Genomic DNA, 19,285 nt, shown 5'->3' on the forward strand with positions numbered 1-19,285 from the left:
GAGGCAAGAAAGCTGCACTTATGCCGAAGTGGTTTGGCAACACTTTCACTCTTCACCATGAGTTTTTCAACACTATCGGGGGAGAGCGGAATGTCGGCAATCGGGAAGCGATAGCCGAAAGTAGTCGTTCGCAGCACTCAGGTTCATGACGCCTACCGACCCAGAGCCGGTCGTTCAGATCAGCCACCGCGAACGCCTGCTCCTGACGGGAAGTTGCCCATGGGACGCCCCGACCCGAACGGCTGTTACTTGGGGCCGCCGGCCTTCGTTGGTCTCGAGACCAACGCGTCGAAGAGTGTCGGTCGCGAATCGATGAGGGACAGGACTTCCATCAGCGCTAGGTGTTTAGTCCCGTTGTTTGATGGGGTATTATTTTCACGCGAGTGGAAGGAAGCCTTATGGGACAGATACGTCATGGCAGCGCCACGACCACGCACGCCGTGCGAGCAGCAATACAGCGATCGCAGGCTTCGCTCGCGACGCTGAGCAAGGAGTTCGGGGTTAACCCGAAAACAGTTGCAAAGTGGCGGAAGCGTCAAACGGTTGAGGATCAGAAGACAGGTCCCAAAGAGCCGCGATCCACGGTTCTGTCCGAGACGGACGAAGCAATGATCGTGGCGTTTCGCCGGCATACGTTGCTGCCGCTGGATGACTGCCTTTATGCCCTGCAGGCCAGCATTCCCCATCTGACACGCTCGGCCCTGCATCGCTGCCTGCAGCGCCACGGGATGTCCCGGCTTCCGGATATCGAGGGAGACCAGCCCAGACGACAGCGTTTCAAACGCTATCCCATCGGCTTTTTTTCATATCGATATTGCCGAGGTCCAGACTGCTGAAGGCAAGCTGTATCTCTTCGTCGCCATCGATCGGACCAGCAAATTCGCTGTCACACAACTGGTTGAGAAAGCCGATCGGAAGACCGCCTGGGAATTCCTCGAATATCTCCTGAGCATCATTCCTTACCGGATCCATACCATTCTGACCGATAACGGCATCCAGTTCGCTGATCAGCCCCGCAATCGCAATACGGCGTGGTCGCGTCCAATGCGCTTCGACATGATCTGCGAAGCCCACGGGATCGAACACCGTCTGACAAAACCCACCCCCCCCCTGGACGAACGGTCAGGTTGAACGGATGAACCGGACAATCAAGGAAGCAACTGTCAAACGCTTCCATTACGACAGCCACGAGCAGTTGAGGACACACCTCAGCGATTTCATGGCAGCCTATAACTTCGGGCGAAGGCTCAAGACCCTCAGTGTCCTCACCCCTTACGAATACGTCTGCAAAATCTGGACTTCAGAGCCAGAAAGATTCATCATCAATCCAATCCATCAAACCCCGGGACTAAACAACTAGGCTCAGGACCCATTGATTTGATTGTGGAAATCTGATTCAGACTCTGCGAGGAGACTGGCAATGAGCGACCTGGAGAGTTCGAAAAACCCGTTTTAAGCTCTTTTGGTACATAACAATATCAATGGCTTATGATTCTTGTTCGGTTGAAAAAGGAGGGTTTTTCGAACCCTCCAGCTGCTCAAGACGCAGATCAAAAACGGCCCAAAGAACCATTAATCAAATCGCCGAAAGCCAGAAATTACGGGCCAAGCGTATCAATCAAGGGTTCTTCGAGAACTCCACCTTAAAGAGAAACGTTCACGCCAAACTGAAAGGAACGCATAATAACACCCTTCTGAGACCATGACGAGTTATACAAATAACCACCGTAAGTCGCATAATCCAAAGGAGCGCGAAAGCCAAGTAGATTATAAACGTTCGCATAAATAGACCAACGTTTATTCATCTGATAATTAACAGTCAGATCAACATCCCAGAATCCCTTAACCCGGCACTGTGTGGGATAATTAGGTCCATTAGCCTGGTTCATGCCCAAGGAGTAGGCGCAACTATGACTATACAGTCCATTACTTCCTGCAGATGCAATACCACTATCATCTGCGACCGTTTTATAACCGCTCGTATAATAAACAGTTGGGGTAACTGCTAAACCTTTATACGAAAAAGTGTTGGCCCAGTTCGCTCTCCAACGTGGCGTACCAGAAGAAGAAACGCTTTGATAGGGACCAAGCGTCCCAGCATAGCGATACGTAGTACCGTCAGGATTAACCTGATTAAAGCGTCTAACAAACGTTGCTTGCCCTTTACTATACCACATAATGTTGTGCAGAAAGCCGGGAAGACGTGCGTGCGCATCAATGGACATATCAAAGCCATCAGTCATCATACTTTTGGCATTAATATATTCGCCCTCAACATAACCCGGCGCGGCTAATGCGTTGGGATAGTTAGAGTCTTTTGGCCCTGGAACAACTGTAATTCCAGAAGGCTCCCCGGAATTTGATCCTCCATTCTCAATCCAGGAATTGAAATACTGATTAGGGTTAAGAATTCCTGTCGTAATATAGTGGTTCTTCTTAATGTAATAGTATTCAAAAGACAGTGTCATCCAATTCGTAGGCTTTATGACGGGACCGACGGTGTAGCTTGTCGATATCTCGGGTCGAAGATGCGGATTTCCTACACTCATTAGCCCAAGATAATTACCTGATTGAACATAAGCACTATTTCCATGAGACGCCATCCATGCTTGCACAGCAGGATTGGACGTGTCGTAGGTCACCGGAGTAAAACCTTCCGTCTGGCCGCCCGTCTCCGCAAAACTAGGCACACGAAAGCCACGATTAAATGTGCCACGTAACGTGAACTGTTTGACTGGTTTGAACTGGAAGCCAACTTTCGGAGAGAAATGGCTGAAGCCTTCTGAATAGTGATCGTAACGACCTGACGTATCAACAACGAACTGTTTTACAACAGGCAAATTTGCCTCGTAGAAACCAGATTCAACCCAACGATGACCGATCTGCGAGACCGGATTGTAACTCGCCCACTGATTCGCGTAGTTGCTTGTGTCAATTGGATTGGCGTTTGGGTCGTTCACGGATTCATAACGCCAGTTTGCTCCAATCGCGAGCTTAGCCATACCGCCCGGAAGCTTGAAAAGCCCTTTACTGAGACCAACCTGCCCTGAATATTCCTGTGAACGGGCGTTAATAGTGTTCGCAGGCAAAACATAATTCATTTCAGAACGCGAGTTTTTTGACGGGTCAACAAAATTATACGACCCATCCGCAATCGCTGCTGTTAAATGACTGATGTATGGCTGTCCTGTTTGCACCTGATTAAGAAGCGTATTCATGCCGACAAAATCAGCATTATAATTCCAGTCGGAACCCCAATTCGAATGAGACCAACCAGTATAACGAACTGATCCCCTGAAATTATTAGAGGTGTCGGTAGTTACTGGAGTTTGATTGAACAAGCCAACCACTTGCGCATCTTGATGTTGTGCGGCGTATGGATCGTTCGGGTTCAATTGTCCATTCGAAAGCTCCCACGGCAGAATGGTGGGAGAATTACCAGCCAACTCATCCTGTGTATACGAACCATAGGATGCTGGCGTCCCGGTCGTAATTGTACGCGCCTGAGACCAGTTAAACATCGCGATCAACTGCGACTGATCTGTGACATTCGCCGTCAAATGTGCTGTAGCGCTAATACGACGCAAATCAGGGGCGACTTGCTTGTAACGCATTGCGTTCTGTGAGCATGCATTTGTAAAAGAATTGGGATAATTTGTGGAAAAGCCGTAACCTGAGACGCCTGTCTGATTACTACCGCATCCAGCAGAAGAATTCAGAAGATTATATCCACCAACACCACTTCCATTGACAGCAGGGCGAACAAGAGCTGTAGTTGTTGCACCAGTAAAGTTTGTATTAAACTGATTTGTCCCCGGAAGAAGAGTATTTGTGTTTCCGTTGGAACCGCCCAACGATGTCAGATCCCCACTATTATATGGCGATTGAAGTTGGCGATAATATAAAGAATCATCCTGTTGGTATTCGGAATTGATGTAAAAATTGTAACCGTCGTTAGCAAGATCACCATGCCCGAATGTAGCATATAAGCGCTGATGACCTTGGTCTCCACGCTGGGTCAGACCACCCTCGGCATTGCCTTCAAAACCCTTAATCTCGTTTCGGGTTCTGAAGTTAATTACGCCTGCAACTGCATCTGCACCGTATGTTGCAGAACCTCCGTCTTGCAGGACATCCATACCTTCAAGGATAGACATTGGGATCCAGGTCGTGTCGACAAAATCACGTTCGCCATCGTCCGCAAGCGGATAATAAGAACCTCTCTGTCCGTCGATGAGCACAAGAGTAGAGTCAGTACTGAGCCCACGCAACGACGGAGCTGATCCGCCTGGAGCAAACCCTCCTCCAGAAGCCCACTGGCTCGTTAAATTTCCTGCCCCGTTTGAGGAAAGTTGTTGAACGAGATCATTCACCGTTTTGAGACCACGCTGCTGCATGTCTTTGCGTGTGATATGAGTAATTTCGGATGAGCTTGTCGTATTGGGGTCGCGAAACAATGTACCCGTTACGACAACATTTTCACTACGAGATTTTGGAGCTTCGACGCTCTGCTTTAAAGCATTTCGCTTTGCAGAAGATATTGGTTCTGGATTATGATTTTTTATTGCTGCGCTTGACGTTTCAGTCTTTTTTAATTTGGACGTTGCCGTATCACTAGGAGAGGCAGCATGCGCGCTTTGTGGCAATTGAAGCACAGTCGCAAGTGCAGTTGCCCCCATGAGCGATGTCGTCCATCGAGCCTTTTTCATAGCCACAGGTTACTCCGTCAAAACTAGGGGCGCGGATCATGTATGATCCCACAACATTTCGTATCAGAAACATCCTGTCACATGACGACTGGGCCTAAAATTAAAAAAGTCACATTTTGACCCTGTTTGACCAGTTAGTTGTTTTTTCGCAACACAAATCAAGCTGGAGGGTTCGAAAAACCCCCTGGTTTTGAGGTCTGCTCTGTGATTCCGTTCGTCCGATTCTGACTGAGGGAATGGCGTTATGAAGCAGGCTGCTTTCTTTGATGTTGAAGAGCGACTTGCCCGGTTGAGCGGGCTTGGCGATCAGCTCGAAGCGTTTTTCCGGACTGTGGATTTTGAAGTGTTCCGTCCTGATCTGGAGAAGGCTCTGGCCTATGCAGACATGACCGAGCTTCTGCTCACGCTCTTTCTGCCTGAAGACAAGAAAGGCGGAGGGGGTAACTCCGCGCATTTCCGCGACAGGGCCGAAGCGCTTATTCGCGGCATGTCCTATGTCTTCGTCTGGGTCCGGGACAACCTTGGCATTCCGATCATGTCCGAGACCATCCGCACGATGTTCTCTGACATCGTGAAACTGCGCGATCTCTACCAGGATCAGATCTTCACCTACTATGATGCGGATGCAGCTGAGACGCGAAAAGTCGAACTGCCGCCCGAGTTTGACCGGACCCTGCTGAACCCGGTCCGCGACTACGTGACAGAGACGGGTGGCTTTTCGAACACCAAAAGCGTGGGAGACCAGGACAAGGTTCGCGAGCAGCATTCCTATGTGGTGGGTGGCTTCGGCAAAACCTTTACCCAGATGAGTTCCACGCTGGGGCATATCTTCCGGTGCAATATCGGTGATGTGGACTTCCGGGACGTCATCTTCAATCGGCGCATCCTGGTCGTTCTTCTCCCCTCGCTCGAAAACCACCCGGACACGAACGCCGCCCTGGGCAAGGCCGTCATCACGGCGCTGCGTTACGCGCTTGCGGCGGCACTCGGCACCTCGATTGAGGGCGACTATGAGGACCGCGTCGTAAATCGCGCGTCGTCCTCGACGGTGCCCTATCCTCTGGTTCTGGACGAAGTCGGTCAGTTCGCGACACGCGGGATTGACGCCATGATGGCGTTGGGTCGCGAGCTGAACATTTCCCTGCTGATCTCGTTTCAGGAAGTGGGCACTCTCTACGCCACGCTCGGTAAGGATTTGACCGTTCCGCTTCTCGGCAATCCCAAGCTAAAGATCTTTGAAAATATCGAAGATTCTGGTCCAACCCGGGAGTGGATCGAACAGTCAGGTGGAACGATGCCTGTCAGCGTCCTCCCCGGTTTCGACAGTTCCAACCCTCTGGGCGTCTATGCGGACCAGCAGCGCGCAGACATCCGGGACGTCAAGCGGATCTCCTGGAGCGATGTGCAGAACCTCCGACAGGGGCAGGCGATCATTCTCTTCCGAGGAAAGCGCATCTACACGCGACTGTTCTATGCCGGCATCAAGCCAGAGGGCGTGAACAGGGTGTTCCCCACAGTTTCGGCGGCTCCCGCTCTTGAAGCCCCTGTATCGAAGGAACCGGCTACAGAAGCAGATGACGTGGCTCGGCGTCTTCAGGAAGGGCGCGATCGGATCGAAAAGGGTGATCTCCGGCCGTTAACCGGAGTCTTGGGAGAGCTATATCAGCGGCTCGGCGTCGTTCTCAATACGGAAGGCACGCCCCTACAGGACGCCCAGGAACTCCTGAACCTGCTCTTCCCCAATGAGACATCGGCAGAAGAAAAGCCGTTCGCAAAGCTATTTGAGACCCTCGTTCCTCCGTCCGCTCAGTTGCCCCGTACAACGGAACCGCTTCATGCGGATCTGGACAAAGCACTCCTGACCGAGCTGGTGGCCTTTGAGTCGGCCCTTGGACTGGATGAGCGTGCGGCCGTCGAGGCAGTCACGCACGCCCTGAATCTCTATGCGCGCGGCAAAGAACTCGCATAGCACCTGAGGCGGCATGTCCCATGCCGCCTCCGTCTTCGAACCTACATCCCGCGTCCTGTGCCACGAACCCGCGTGCGATCGCGCTCCCGCTCTTCTGCCTGTGCAGCCGCGCAAGCTTGCTGCAGCCGGTCTTCGGCCTGCTGCGCCCGCCGCCGTTCCTGCAGGTCCTCAACCCTCCGCGCTGCATTCAGGGCATCCTGCGCGGCATAGCCGGCCTTGCGCAGTTTGCGACTGACATCATCCCACTGCGCACGCGGGACATCCCGGATCGGGGCTTCCTCAATATGTCGCCGCACCTGACCACCCGGTGACTGCCCCTTCTGCCGGGTGCGCTCATTGACGTGGTTCTGCCGGATCCAGCGCGTATTGGCTTCTTCGTGCGCCAGGCGGGCTTTTGCCAGATCGACGGCCAGCGACTTGTAGGGATGTCGCCCCATGTCAGATGCCAGACGGTCATACAGATCGTTGACCGTCACCGGCCGGATATCACCCAAAGCCCGCGAAAACGTCTCGGCTTCCCGGAGAGATCCTTCGGACACGGCCGTCCAGCAGCGATGAACATGCCGGCTTTCAGCGACATAGGACGTAAAGCCGGTCATGGCCGAAGATCCACGCGGCATGGCGTTGATATGCTCATCGGACGTCACACCCTGCGCCGCATCGACCGTCATGGCATGACCAAAGCCCAGTCGAACGCGTCCGGTCTTCGGGTCGGCCAGCCGGGTCCAGGGTACGAGCCCTTCCCGTCCCTTCGCATTCTGTAACACCAGCCCCTCATCGGACCAGCCTTTGACGGTCGTGAAGTCGCCATTCGAACCAAGATCACGCCAGCGACGCCCATGCGCGGTCTCCACCCGGACGCTGGTTTTCGAAAACAACCGAACCCGGTCGCCAACAGCGAGAGGCAGCTCATAGGTGACGCCACGCTGATCGATGGCCGCCTTGACGATCTCCGCCTGCCCGATCTCGCCACGCTTGCGCAACCGGTCGCGAACGGCACGGCTGAGATCCATGACGTCTTCGTTTGTCGGCGCGGACATGGTGATACCCCGCTCCGATCCGGCCTGGGTCAGCATGTCGCGACGTCGAAGATACAGGTCAGCGATCTGCTCAACGACCTGGTCATGGTCGCCCCCCACAAGTCGGATCGTGCCGTCCTTGCGCTTCATGTCGATGGCTTCACGCGCCCGGGCGATATCGGCTTTCTTCTGTTCGTCCTCGGTCTGGCTCAGGTCGCGGCCGGGACTGCGGAACATGCTGGCGATCTGCCGACCACGCGCGGACTTCTGGCGGATCGTGCTCAACAGCTCCGGACGCGCCTCTTTGGGCATAACCCGCAAAAGCAGTTCGACAGCGTCGCCGGCCTCGATCGCCTGGGCCTGTTCCCGGTCGCCCACCACCCGAAGGGCAAAACCTTTTTCCTGCTGAAGCTGGAGGATCTCAAGCAGCTGACGCGGGGAGACCTGACTGACTTCATCAAGGACAAGAACAGACTGGCGATCGAGGTCGATCTTTCCCTGCGCCAGGCCGTCCAAAAGCGGTGTCATCGCGTAGGTTTGGGAAATGCCCGCATCCTTCAGCGCATCGGCCTGACGCCAGGCAATGGCCGCGCCAATGACGGTACGACCATCCTCCTGCCAGGCGTCGACCAGAGGCTTCAGAAGTGTCGTTTTGCCGGAGCCGGCGACACCGATAAGAAAGCCCAGACCGCCCGCCTGACCAAGCGCATTGATGGCCGCAAGCTGCGCAGCGCCGTGTGCTGGCTCACGCGTGAAGTCGAGACCCGACCGGGCGACGGCTGCGGCGATCTGCTCGTCACTGAGCGCGCCGTCCCGCGTGCGCGCCGACAGACCGGCAAGACGGGCCATATCCTTTTCGAGCGCGATCTGGGCACTTGTCGCGACCCGGAGGCGGCCGTCCTGCTCGCGCTCCAGAAAACGGACCTGTTTGCCATCGATCTCGATGCCGCGCTCCTGGATCAGATCGGCGATCCGCTCGACGTCCTGCGTGCCTTCAATGCCAGCCGCAATGAGACCCCGTGCGGCATGGGTCCGGAACGTGTCCCGGTCGAGAACAGCAGCTGTCCGAAACTCCTCAGCCAATTTCTTCGCCGCAATCGCATAAGCCAGTTCGTAGCGCTCAGCGCGCCCTAATGGCTGGACCTTCTCATTGGTCAGGACAGTATCGTGATACCACCCGATGTCGTGAGCCTGCTCAAGCCAGAACTCCCTGTCGTTGCTGCCATTGTACTTCTTTGAGCGGTAAGCGAGATTTGCGTTGTGAAGGATTGAAAACTTCCGCTCGGCCGACAAATCGTTCCAGTCCAGGCCCTGCCGTTTGGCATAGGCTTTTCCCATTTTCTCCGCCTGGGAATGCCGCTTTGAAAAAAGCTCACAGGCTTCTCGCGGCACACCATCAATCGCGATTGCCCGGCCGCTCTCGTCGACATGCACCGCGATACCGAGCTTGCGAAGTTCGCCTGCAAGTTCCGCCTGGAAATACGCCCCGAACATGAAAGACGTCGCACTGGTAATGCGAGCACTGTCCAGCGAACCCAAATGGCCGCTTTCGGTCGCTATGGCATTCAAAAGCAGATTGTGAATATGCGCCTGTGGATCCCCCAGCACCGGAACTTCCACCGCCGCCGTGGGGCCTTTTGCGCCATCCTGAATCTTCATGACCGGTCGTGCCGTGTAGTGCCGGAACGATACCCACGCGACTTCCCCCCGTTCCAGCGTGGCGGTCTTTCCTGACCCTCTGCGCGCCACGCCAACCTCTTTGGCAATAAAAGCCATAGCCTTGTCGTTGGCCTTGTGAATTGCGCTCCAGATGAGCGCCCGCTCGGCATCCGTCGACGCAAATTCAGCGGCAAGCGTCACTGATTTATCGGGTGACGCTGTGAAGTCGATGGCCGAGTGCTCACGCTTCCGGCCTGTGTTGGCCCATTTCTCACCTGTGTCAGCGCGCTTCGCTTCGAACAGATTGGCCAGCGCCTGGTCTGTCGGCACCTTCATGACGTCAATGCCTAGCGCATCAGCGATCCGGGGGCCCATATCTGGCGACCACATTCCCCGCCCATCACGTCCGGTATAGTAGGTTGTCAGCCTGTCACCTGTATCACGGGTCGGATCACTCCGTTCCCGTTCAAAGCGGGCATCCTTCTCCGGCTCGGACTGATTCTCTCTCAGATAAGCGACGATCAGCTTGCCGGCACCTGCCGCAGAAATCTTCCGGTAAGTGATCATCTTCCAGCCGACGCAGAGAAGGTGGAAGCTTCAAGCCGGCCAAGCTGCGCCGAGATGGTCTCAAGGGCGGCACCCTGCTGCTCCATGGCCTGGGCCATGCGTGCGACGACTTCGACCAGGCCCTCGCCTTCTTCTGCTTTCTCTGGAGGGCTGACCATCTGGTGGATTTGGGCGAGCGTCTCCCCGATCTGATCCAGCCGTTGCAAAACAAGGAGCTGAAACGGCGCTTCGCGATCTACCGGTTGCGGGAGGTCAAATACGTTTTCGTCTGGCATGCATCGTCTCCGTGGGCAAAGGAGACATTTTGCTCGAGGTGGTTGTGAGTGCTCGCCGACAAAAAATGTCGCTCCGAGCCCACATCGTCTCGGAGACTATCTGCCTAGCCGTCGCATCCCACCAGAAGCGCAATCTGACGTCTGATGGCAGCAAGCTGATCGGATCTCACCTTGCTGCCTGTCACGGTGACACGTTGCTTGGATGTGGTGGTAAGCAGAGCACTGACTGCCCAACAGGGTTTGGTGCAGCCGTTATCAGCCGTTGGGTCGATCCGTACTGCCAGATCCGGAATGACGAGGTTCTCATCGTCGGTCAGCGGCACAAGCATCACGTTCGGCCACTCAGGCGGAAAGAGATCGTCTTCGACAACAACAGCCGGCCGACGCTTGTTGGGCTCCTTCGGCAGGGCATCTCCGCGCCAGTCCGCCAGCACAATTTCTCCAGGCGAGAAAATCGCTGCCATAGCGACCGGCCGATCAGGCGCCATGGGTTCCGCCAGCCTCTTCAAAAAGTGCTTGGGCGGAAGGCGTTGCAGCGACGTAGCGGGCAACACGCGCACTGTCCCTGCGGATACGGTCTCGGCGCGCACTCTTTGCCCCTGTCTCCAGAAGATCACGAATGAGCTGGCTCAGAGGGATACCGCGCGCCGTTGCTTCCTGCTCCAGGTCAGTGCGCAGCCGCTCGTCCAGACGGATCGAAAGGGGGGATGCCATGACACACTCCATACATTCAGAACGTCGTTAACGTAGCGCAATTCCGTAGTGCAAAACAACATATTTGGCAGGGCAGAATGCGCCGAGATGTTTTCGGCCTCGGCCCGCCCCGGCCCCGCCGGATGCAACACCCGCAGGGTGGCGCGAAGCGCAAACTGAAAGTTTGCATTTGTGTATGGAAAAAGAAAAAACCTGCAACGATCTTGCCTCGATCTTAGAACGACAGCGCAGCGATAACGGCACGATCTTTGACACGATGCGAGGGTAATGCTAGGCGTAGCCCAACGAGGAAGGACGCAGACATGAGTGCAGCGATGGCAGTGGGGGGAACCGACGGCGCAATGTTCACCGCATTGCTGGGCTGTCAGCGCGGAACATGGGCGCACTCTCCGCTTTTCCAGTGGATGACCAATAACTATGAGGCGATGTCGCAGGCCATCACGGGCAAAAAGGTCCGCTGGCAAAAGATGAGCGAGGCTGCGGAATCCGCTGGTCTAACGAATGTGAATGGAGAGCCGCCAAAGCCTGCGACTGTCCGCAGTACGTGGTACCGTGTCCGCAAGGCTGTCGGTGCGATGCAAAGGCAAAAAGAAGAAGCCCGCAACACAGCTTTGGCCTCTCGTGCCGCAGCCCGGGCAGCCTCTCAGGCACAAAAGCAGGATGACGCTGAAGGACAGGACACACTGAACCGTCGCATGGCGGAGGCAGATGCGGACCTGCGCGAAAAGCAGTTACAGGACGCCCGCGATCGCAGCCGGTCAGTCCTGTATCCTGAAACGGTCCCGCAGGTACGGAGTGAAGCCGCCCCGTCAGAAGAACGTGAGGCCGCTCCTGCCGTGAAAATCGGGCAGGTGGCCGAGTTTGTTGTCATGAGAAAGCAGGCTCCACGCTATGGCAGGGACCGGGACATTCCTCTGCCACCGCCCTATGTTGGTCCACGTCCCGCAGGAATGCCGAAGGATCTGCCACTTGAAGCCCTCATGCCACTTGAGGCTTCTGGGCGAACTCCCGAGGGCAAACTCGACTTCGAACAAATGCCGGGTCTGCCGCGCCGTTCCTTCTTTGACAGAGACCGGGAATGGGCACTTGCCTGCCTACCCATGATTGAGGTCATCCCCCCGCGCGAACGGAGTAAACCTCTCAAAGCGATGTTCTGTCTTTTGAAAATGAAGATCGGACGCTAATCCGCGCCCACCTGAGCTGTCTGCACTCACAACGGGATCTGGGAAAATGATCGAGCCGTCTTTGGCGGATCATTCAATGTCAGGAATCCAATGTGACCGAAAAACCAAAACGCCTTTCAACGCCTGAGCTGCATGAAGCGATTATAAAGTCTCTCGAACTACGCTCCCTGATCAAGGCCGGACGTGGAAATCTTGGTGGAACGACTTGCCTCGCTCCGCTTGCGGAGCGAGCCATTTTTCAGGGGCGGCCTCTTCTTCTGGGGGACGGAGATGTTCGTAACCCCGGCATTTCCCTGTTCAAAGAGATTTATAAAACTCACGGGCTTCCTTGCCCGTCAAACGAGGAAGCCGGCCACCTGAAAGAATGGTTTGCCAACAGCTTCAACGAAGCGGCCATGCGCAAGTCGTCCCTGATGATCGACATCGGGGGGGGCGACAGAACCTTGGAGGAATGGGCCGCCGAAGATGACATCATCGGTGCGGCGGATGCCGTCGGTGTTCCGGTCACAGGCCTGTTCATGTGTGGCTCCCAGCCCGGTGACATCGCCTACCTTGAAAAGCTGTGGGCCAGCGGCCAGTTCCGGCCCCGCCGTGGCATCATCGTCCTCAACGAATGGACCGTTCCGGCCGGGCATAAGCCGGACACTGTTTTCAACCCGATCATGAATGATGAGCGCCTTATGAACGTGGCGGGGATGGAAACTGAATTTCTGCGGATTCCAAAGCTATCCTGCATGAAAGAAGTACTGGCGAGTGGCCTGACTTTCCATGACGCCGCCGCGGGTAAGCCGGGACAGGACGGAACGCCCCTCGGTCCGATGCGTCAGTGGCTTGTCAAAAACTGGCTGGAGAAAATCGAGGAAAACATCTCGGATGCGGGTATCGAAGACTGGCTGCCATGAGAAGGAGCCGCAAATCCGAGCCGGATCTGCTCGACCGGCTGAAAACAGGTGCTAATCCCTTTGGAGGGATTGGCAACCGGAGATTTCTCGACCTCCTTGCAGACGGAGAGCAACACTTCGTCTGTTACAATGCAGTGGGGGAAGCTGAGCATCTTGATGTGACCGATCTCGGCGTCACCATCCGCTCCCTCTCCACCATCCGGTTTCCGGTGGGGGTATCGTTCTGGGAGTGGGAGCCCAATGGAACGGAGCGGCTTCCGCCGCTTCGAAAAAACAGCGTGCCGACCCGTTGTGGATTTCTGGTGATCGCGGATCAGTCAGGGCAGCGCGGGATGTTGCATTATGCAGACTACCGTCCGCGCATGAAACTACACGGCAGGCCCATGGCAACAGTCTATCCGGTTTCTTTGACGTTCGATCTCCGGGATGACTGCGCTCCACCGGACACGCCACTCTTTTTTGGCGATGAAGGCCATTACACCCACCAGCCTGATCTTCCTCCCGAGGCTCTGACGGCGTTTGACGTCGAGGCGAGCCCGAAGGATGCGGCGGCGCTGATGAGCCATTTTGGAGCGATGCCCTCCCCGCTCTACAAGAACAATCCTGAACTCGCCTTCCCTCAGGATGTGTCTTTGTTCTCGTCGAAAGACTGGGAGCTTTTCCAGTCCTTGGCCGATGACCTGATTCATGAGGCCACACCGTTTATGTGCATGCAGTTGGTCATTCGGGCATCGCATGTCCGCAGTTGGGCCATCGAACAAGGCACCGGGGCGGGGCTTCGGAAGGTTACCCTGTACGATACCGAGGTCCTGACATGAGTGAACTCACAGACAACGGGACGCTTGACGGACTGGCCGAGGCGGGTCGGCTGATGGAGGAAGCCGCCCGGCTTGATGGCATTGATGAGCATTCTCCTCTTGGGCGATGGATCAGAGCCCAACGCAAGGGAATGGACGCCTTTGCGCGGGTTGTTCTGTCGTGTGCCTCAGAAATGCAGAATTTTAGAGGGGAAGCCCGCGACATCATCGAGATGGCCAAGCAGGAACAGACCACCCTGCGGGACCAGTTCATCGAAAGCCGTCAGCAGGTCGAAAAGCTGGGGGAAGTCGCGGCGCGGAATGTCGAGAAACAGGAACTGTTTCGAGACCGCGAATTGCAGGCTACCCTCGGGCGGATCGTCTCTGGCGTGACCTCGGAGCTGCGCAAGGAAGTTTTCGACCAGTTGCGGACGGAAATTCCGACGCATGAGCGCCAGTTCTACAAGGAAGCCCGGTGGCGCGCCTATGTGCGGATGACGCTGGCCGGTGCGGTCCTTATCGGACTCGGCTTTGCGTCTGGCTACACGTATGACGGCTATGCGGCGAGTGTTGGCCGTTATTGCGCAGAGCATCAGGCGTTCGACACGAAGGGCGCGTCATGGTGCCAGATCGTCCCGCCGCCGATCCTGCCGAAGTCCTGAGCGGACTCTTGCACACCCGCACCAGGGCGAAGCCCTGACGCAGCATACGTCACAGCCGCGCTTGCGCGGTTGTGTCCATTTTGGCGCGGTCTGACCGGACAACAAAAAAGGCGGCTCCCAGGGGAACCGCCTTTTGCGTGTGTGGACCTGGCCGAGGCCGATCAGGCGAGGCCGTTCGAGGCGGCCCGGATCTCGGCAGGGGTGGCACCAGCGGCGCGCGCGTCTTCTGCGGCCTTCTCAATGCTGGAATCGAAGCGGGTATTTTCCAGAAAGGTCATGAGGGCGTCCGCGATGGCAAAGCCACGCGCAAGGTGCTCCAGTCTCCTCAGGGGGAGGCTCTTGGCGCTGGCGTCGGGGACATAGTGGGCGAGTGCGTGAGACATGGGACAGGCTCCACGACCGGGCGGGGCCGGTCGCTCTTCGATGTGCAGAGGGACAGGAAGAGGCCGCGCCCTGTGGGCGCGGCGCGTGCGGCCTAGAGCACGGCCCCCCATTGTGCAGCGCGGACGTTTTCGGTGAGGCTGCGGCCCGTGTCCTTCACATAAGGCTTCCAGTCTTCCCCGAACAGTTCGCGGTAGGCGTCACATGCACCCTTGGCCATAACAGCGAGCGCGTAAGCCTTGGGGGCCTGCTGTGCAGCGAAACGGACGGCCCGATCTACACGGTTTTCCCCGCCGTCGATGCCCTGCCGGTCCTCGTCGCGGCTTTCGTTGCTGAAAGAGTTCTGCTCGTCGCGGGCAATCTGGCGCTTGTTCTCATAGAAGTTGGCGGCACCATAGGCAGAGCGGATCAGGCCGTCCACGATGCGGCCAAGGTGCATTTCCATGGCCTTGAAATTGCGCTCACCCCGGAAATCGGTGACGACAAGCACGTCCTCAAGAAGCGTGTACTGTTCGCGGATCATGCTGACACCGGCCCCCGTCAGTTCGTCATAGTCGCCAGCCTCGAAACCGAAATGCTGAACAATGGCGGCAATCTTGTCGTCATTGGGGGCGAGACGGAGAACATCGGCAAGGGTTGGGGAGGCAATAGCCTTGGTGCGCTCGCGGGCTTCGTTGAAACGGCGGACGGCGGCGGGGCTGGCCTTGTTTGCAGCCTTGCGGTTCTGGGCCTTCGGTGCGATTGTGGTTGCTGCGTCGGACATGAAACTAAGCCTTTCTCGTCTAGCGAAGTCCCGGCTTGGTGTTCCAGCACTAACCGGGGCGCTTTGTCTTGAGGGCCAATCCCTCTCGACAAGTAAAAGATAGCCTTTTTGGCTTTTTCCTACAAGAGAAAAAACGCAGAAAACCGCCATAAAACGCGCTTTATTTTTGCGTGACAAGTAAAAAGATTTCTTGATTACTTCATGAATACCTGTCGTTTTCCTAGACCCATCCTGCCCGTGCGGCGAGCACACTGACGGCGACGAGAGTGGAAGGGAGGTGGCGTTTTCCTGAGCCCATCCTGCCACCGGCCAAGACGGTCGACGGGACAGGCCGTCAAGCCCGGAGCGTCCTGAGCAAGGGGGGCAGGTTTGCGGCTGATGCGGGGTCGCGTGCGGCCCTGCAGCAGACGCGGGCCTGACACCTGCCGCCGAGGGTCGCGCAGTGGCTTTACGGACTGGCACGGCGACTGTCAGACTGAACGCTGGATGCGAGGCCGCCTCCCTGTAACGTGCCTCCCCGGACGGTCCGCAGGACTGGCCGGGGAGGTTGAGGAGCCGTCTCACGAACAGATCACCCAGACCAGGACCGTCCGTCATCGGAAAAGAACGCGGGCAAGCCGTTACCCGGAAGGGCCGAGACCCGAGGGCCAGACGCCCGGTTGAGGGCGGCTGGACGTCGGGTCTCGGTGGAGCTTGGCGACGCAGGAGCCTAGCGGAATAGAGCGCGCGAACCCTTCAGGGCCGCCCCCAATCCTCTTTTGCTTTCTTTGCTCACTGCCCTGATTTTTTCCCGGAAGAGTCCCGGGTGAGAAAGAGCACCACAAAACCCACGGCAAGGACCAGCAGACCTCCCCGGGTTGGATGTAGAAATCCCTGCCAGATCAGGAGAAGAACGGCCACCTGAATGACCAGAGCGCCGATGCGGATTGCGTTGTTTCGTGACATTGGCTCAGTCTAGTCTTTTTCTCTGTCCTGGCGCAGCCCCCCTGTGGGGGGCGAGCACTGGGGGCATCAAAGCTCGCGCCGGCGAGGCGCGTCCGCCTGATTGAACTAAACGAGCGGACAAAAAAAGCGGCCCGGAGGCCGCCTGTGTCGTTTTGTCAGGAAGGACTATGCCGCTTCTGTCGTGGTCTGGCGGTCGGGAGTAACCGGCTAGCAATCCAGCCGAAAAGAGCGCAGCCACCTGCAAACGCGGCGAGCATCATCAGCAGGTTTGGGAAAAACTCATTCATCATGTTCGGTCTCCGTTGGCGTGACCTCAGTGTTCGGAATATAGCCCAGAAGCGTCCACGCGGCAATTTCAAAAGCGGCGGCGGCGAGCGCGGCTGCCAGACGCTGCCACATTGGAACGGCCGCTCCCGTGAAGAGCGGAGCCACAATCCCCGCCCCGAGGATTGCCAGCGCAAGGCTCTGGCAGCCGCTCGCGAAAAACTTCACGCGCTCGGTTGTGTGCTGCGTGGACGTGGGAGGTCTGGGAGGCAGTGTCGGCAGCATCATGGAAAAGTCTTTTCGGTGGTCATAGCGCCGGTTCCTGTGAGGAGAGTGAACGGGGACGGTCCTTTGGCAGGACCGTGCAGTGAACTGCGTATCTTAGAATGGCGCCTGATCGTCCCGTTCCTCATCCGACTGGCCCCAGCCGCCTCCTTCGCTTCCGCGGTTGCTGTCAATCAGCACCAGTTCACCCTTGAACCGGTCAACGACAACTTCTGTCGTGTAATGCTCCTGACCGCCCTGATCGGTCCATTTGCGGGTGCGCAGTTCGCCTTCGAGATAGACCTTGCGGCCTTTGCGGAGGAAGCGTTCTGCGACGTCCCCCAGACGCTCATTGAAAATGACGACACGGTGCCATTCGGTGCGCTCACGGCGTTCGCCGCTCTGGCGGTCATTCCAAGTCTCAGACGTGGCGAGTGTAAAGCTCACGACCTTGGACCCGGACTGCATATTGCGGACTTCCGGGTCTTTACCAAGGTTGCCAACGAGAATGACTTTGTTAACGGAACCAGCCATGAGAGCCTCCAAGAATTAGGGAACGTATCGATTGGACTTGTTCGGCGCTATTGCCTCTGTCCATGAATAGATATTAGGTTTTTACTTGGTCTCAGTCAACGATAAACGGCAGAAACCGCCATTTCCGAGGAAATAAAGCCCAAGAAAAAGCGGATTTACTTGTTGATTACTCAATGAGTATTTGATGTTTTGCTAGACCCATCCTGCCTGTGCGGCGAGCACACTGACGGCGACGAGAGTGGAAGGGAGGTGGCGTTTTCCTGAGCCCATCCTGCCACCGGCCAAGACGGGCGACGGGACAGGCCGTCAGGCCCGGAGCGTCCTGAGCAAGGGGGCAGGTTTGCGGCTGATGCGGGGTCGCGTGCGGCCCTGCAGCAGACGCGGGCCTGACACCTGCCGCCGAGGGTCGCGCAGTGGCTTTACGGACTGGCACGGCGACTGTCAGACTGAACGCTGGATGCGAGGCCGCCGTCGTGGAACGTGCCTCCCCGGACGGTCCGCAGGACTGGCCGGGGAGGTTGAGGAGCCGTCTCACGAACAGATCCCCCAGACCAGGACCGTCCGACGTTGGAAAAAGACGCGGGCAAGCCGTTACCCGGAAGGGCCGAGACCCGAGGGCCAGACGCCCGGTTGAGGGCGGCTGGACGTCGGGGCTCGGTGGAGCTTGGCGACGCAGGAGCCTAGCGGAATAGAGCGCGCGAACCCTTCAGGGCCGCCCCGATCCTTCTTTTCTTCTGCCCTTCACATCACCCACGAGTCAGTATCGAAGAAAGAAAACACATTATCCCCTCTCTCCTGCTCTGCCTTCTTCAATCTCCTCCTCAGCACCTTCTGCTCCTGACGGGCCTTGCGCCTTTTCTTCTCGTCAGCCTTCCAGCGCTCTCGCAGGACAGCACGCAGTTCGGGACACTGTGCGCTTATCTGTCCATAAGCTTGACGCCTAAACAGGGCCACGCCGCCGAAGCGGTCGATACCTGTCAGCAGGGTGCTTTTGCCGATCCCCGGATAGAAGATCACGCCGAGACCATCCTGCGCATCGGGTGTTGAGGGCAGCCGGAGGAGAAGAGTGGCAAAGCCATCCGAGGTCTGAACCCATCCGGGCGCTGGCCCTGCCAGTTGCCGCAGCGGCATCAGGTCAAAGTCCGGACAGTTCTCGGCGATAGCTGCCGTGAGAGGCGGAGACCTGTGCCAGAAGCTGGCGCTACAGCCCGGCCAGTCTTTTGAGGCGTCGGTCGGAAACAGGATTCCGAAGACGGTGATGAGATCAGCCTCATAGACAAGCTGACCGCCCTGCCATTTGGCAAAGCCCGGATCATCGAAGCAGTCGAAATACTCCATGCCCCGGATACTGACGTCGGGATAGTCGTCAGAAAGCCCGTCTCCGTGACGGAGGAAAGAAGTGCCGATGCCGTTTTCGAGGGTCATCACCAGTGTGGTGTCGCTTTCCCACGCCATCTGGTCCGGTGCGCAGGTCCGGTAGGCGCGCTCTTCGGCGATCTGGCGCAGACGATCCTGCGGGCCGATGAGTGTGAAGACTGTTGTGACGGCAGTAGCCACGGAAAACATCCTTTTCTTTTTTCAGATGCTTTCCCGCAGGCGCAGACGGCTGGACGGGACAATGGCGCGCCCTCCAGGGCGCGGGCCGCGTGCGGCCGGACCATTGTGGCGGCCGGACGG

14 protein-coding genes and 3 pseudogenes are annotated in these 19,285 nt (G+C 57.1%); 6 read left to right on the forward strand and 11 right to left on the reverse strand.

What is annotated here, in order from left to right:
• The first annotated feature begins 398 nt into the window (after window positions 1–398).
• Window positions 399–1,360 (forward strand): annotated as a pseudogene (locus tag JK202_RS13210) (IS481 family transposase).
• A gap of 283 nt (window positions 1,361–1,643) precedes the next feature.
• On the opposite strand, the gene JK202_RS13215 reads toward JK202_RS13210, so the two are convergent.
• Complete coding sequence (locus JK202_RS13215) at window positions 1,644–4,709, reverse strand: TonB-dependent siderophore receptor (protein ID WP_249200083.1); 3,066 nt, start codon at window positions 4,707–4,709, stop codon at window positions 1,644–1,646.
• Window positions 4,710–4,953: 244 nt separating this feature from the next.
• On the opposite strand from JK202_RS13215, the pseudogene JK202_RS13220 reads away from it, so the two are divergent.
• Window positions 4,954–5,094, forward strand: a pseudogene (locus JK202_RS13220) (IS5/IS1182 family transposase); the annotation flags it as partial.
• 1,625 nt (window positions 5,095–6,719) lie between these two features.
• Here the strand turns inward: JK202_RS13220 and mobF are convergent.
• The 4 genes from mobF to JK202_RS13245 form a co-directional block, all read right to left on the reverse strand.
• Complete coding sequence (gene mobF / locus JK202_RS13230; protein ID WP_211561804.1) at window positions 6,720–9,923, reverse strand: MobF family relaxase; 3,204 nt, start codon at window positions 9,921–9,923, stop codon at window positions 6,720–6,722.
• Window positions 9,920–10,198 carry a hypothetical protein gene (locus tag JK202_RS13235; RefSeq protein WP_211561806.1) on the reverse strand — a complete coding sequence of 93 codons (279 nt, stop codon included), beginning with the start codon at window positions 10,196–10,198 and terminating at the stop codon, window positions 9,920–9,922. Before JK202_RS13235 ends, mobF begins: the two co-directional genes overlap by 4 nt.
• A gap of 104 nt (window positions 10,199–10,302) precedes the next feature.
• Entirely contained in the window at window positions 10,303–10,686 is a 384-nt protein-coding gene (locus JK202_RS13240) for a type II toxin-antitoxin system PemK/MazF family toxin (protein WP_061928995.1), read from the reverse strand.
• Window positions 10,676–10,912: a BrnA antitoxin family protein gene (locus tag JK202_RS13245; RefSeq protein WP_228123965.1), complete on the reverse strand. Its 237-nt coding sequence runs from the start codon at window positions 10,910–10,912 to the stop codon at window positions 10,676–10,678. Before JK202_RS13245 ends, JK202_RS13240 begins: the two co-directional genes overlap by 11 nt.
• A 302-nt stretch (window positions 10,913–11,214) precedes the next feature.
• On the opposite strand from JK202_RS13245, the gene JK202_RS13250 reads away from it, so the two are divergent.
• The 4 genes from JK202_RS13250 (at window position 11,215) to JK202_RS13265 (ending at window position 14,457) form a co-directional block, all read left to right on the forward strand.
• Window positions 11,215–12,096 (forward strand): hypothetical protein, encoded by an 882-nt coding sequence (locus tag JK202_RS13250; RefSeq protein ID WP_211561808.1) that lies wholly within the window; start codon window positions 11,215–11,217, stop codon window positions 12,094–12,096.
• A gap of 92 nt (window positions 12,097–12,188) precedes the next feature.
• The gene (locus JK202_RS13255) at window positions 12,189–12,998 is read left to right on the forward strand and encodes a hypothetical protein (protein ID WP_346004246.1); all 810 of its coding nucleotides are present in this window, start codon (window positions 12,189–12,191) and stop codon (window positions 12,996–12,998) included.
• The gene (locus tag JK202_RS13260) at window positions 12,995–13,816 is read left to right on the forward strand and encodes a hypothetical protein (RefSeq protein ID WP_211561810.1); all 822 of its coding nucleotides are present in this window, start codon (window positions 12,995–12,997) and stop codon (window positions 13,814–13,816) included. The genes JK202_RS13255 and JK202_RS13260 overlap by 4 nt, the downstream gene beginning before the upstream one ends.
• Complete coding sequence (locus JK202_RS13265) at window positions 13,813–14,457, forward strand: hypothetical protein (RefSeq protein ID WP_249198892.1); 645 nt, start codon at window positions 13,813–13,815, stop codon at window positions 14,455–14,457. The genes JK202_RS13260 and JK202_RS13265 overlap by 4 nt, the downstream gene beginning before the upstream one ends.
• 161 nt (window positions 14,458–14,618) lie before the next feature.
• On the opposite strand, the gene JK202_RS13270 is transcribed toward JK202_RS13265, so the two are convergent.
• The 6 genes and pseudogenes from JK202_RS13270 to JK202_RS13295 form a co-directional block, all read right to left on the reverse strand.
• Window positions 14,619–14,840: a hypothetical protein gene (locus JK202_RS13270; RefSeq protein WP_211561812.1), complete on the reverse strand. Its 222-nt coding sequence runs from the start codon at window positions 14,838–14,840 to the stop codon at window positions 14,619–14,621.
• A 92-nt stretch (window positions 14,841–14,932) separates the two neighbouring features.
• Window positions 14,933–15,601 carry a hypothetical protein gene (locus tag JK202_RS13275; RefSeq protein WP_211561814.1) on the reverse strand — a complete coding sequence of 223 codons (669 nt, stop codon included), beginning with the start codon at window positions 15,599–15,601 and terminating at the stop codon, window positions 14,933–14,935.
• 771 nt (window positions 15,602–16,372) lie between these two features.
• Window positions 16,373–16,546 (reverse strand): hypothetical protein, encoded by a 174-nt coding sequence (locus JK202_RS13280; protein ID WP_156315493.1) that lies wholly within the window; start codon window positions 16,544–16,546, stop codon window positions 16,373–16,375.
• Window positions 16,547–16,825: 279 nt separating this feature from the next.
• Window positions 16,826–17,098, reverse strand: coding sequence for a hypothetical protein (locus JK202_RS13285; protein ID WP_211561816.1), 273 nt, complete (start codon window positions 17,096–17,098; stop codon window positions 16,826–16,828).
• Between the two features lie 132 nt (window positions 17,099–17,230).
• Window positions 17,231–17,608, reverse strand: a pseudogene (gene ssb, locus JK202_RS13290) (single-stranded DNA-binding protein); the annotation flags it as partial.
• Window positions 17,609–18,349: 741 nt separating this feature from the next.
• The gene (locus JK202_RS13295; RefSeq protein ID WP_211561820.1) at window positions 18,350–19,174 is read right to left on the reverse strand and encodes a hypothetical protein; all 825 of its coding nucleotides are present in this window, start codon (window positions 19,172–19,174) and stop codon (window positions 18,350–18,352) included.
• Window positions 19,175–19,285: the final 111 nt, after the last annotated feature.

This window comes from Gluconobacter sp. Dm-62, assembly GCF_018256155.1.
Lineage (GTDB): Bacteria > Pseudomonadota > Alphaproteobacteria > Acetobacterales > Acetobacteraceae > Gluconobacter.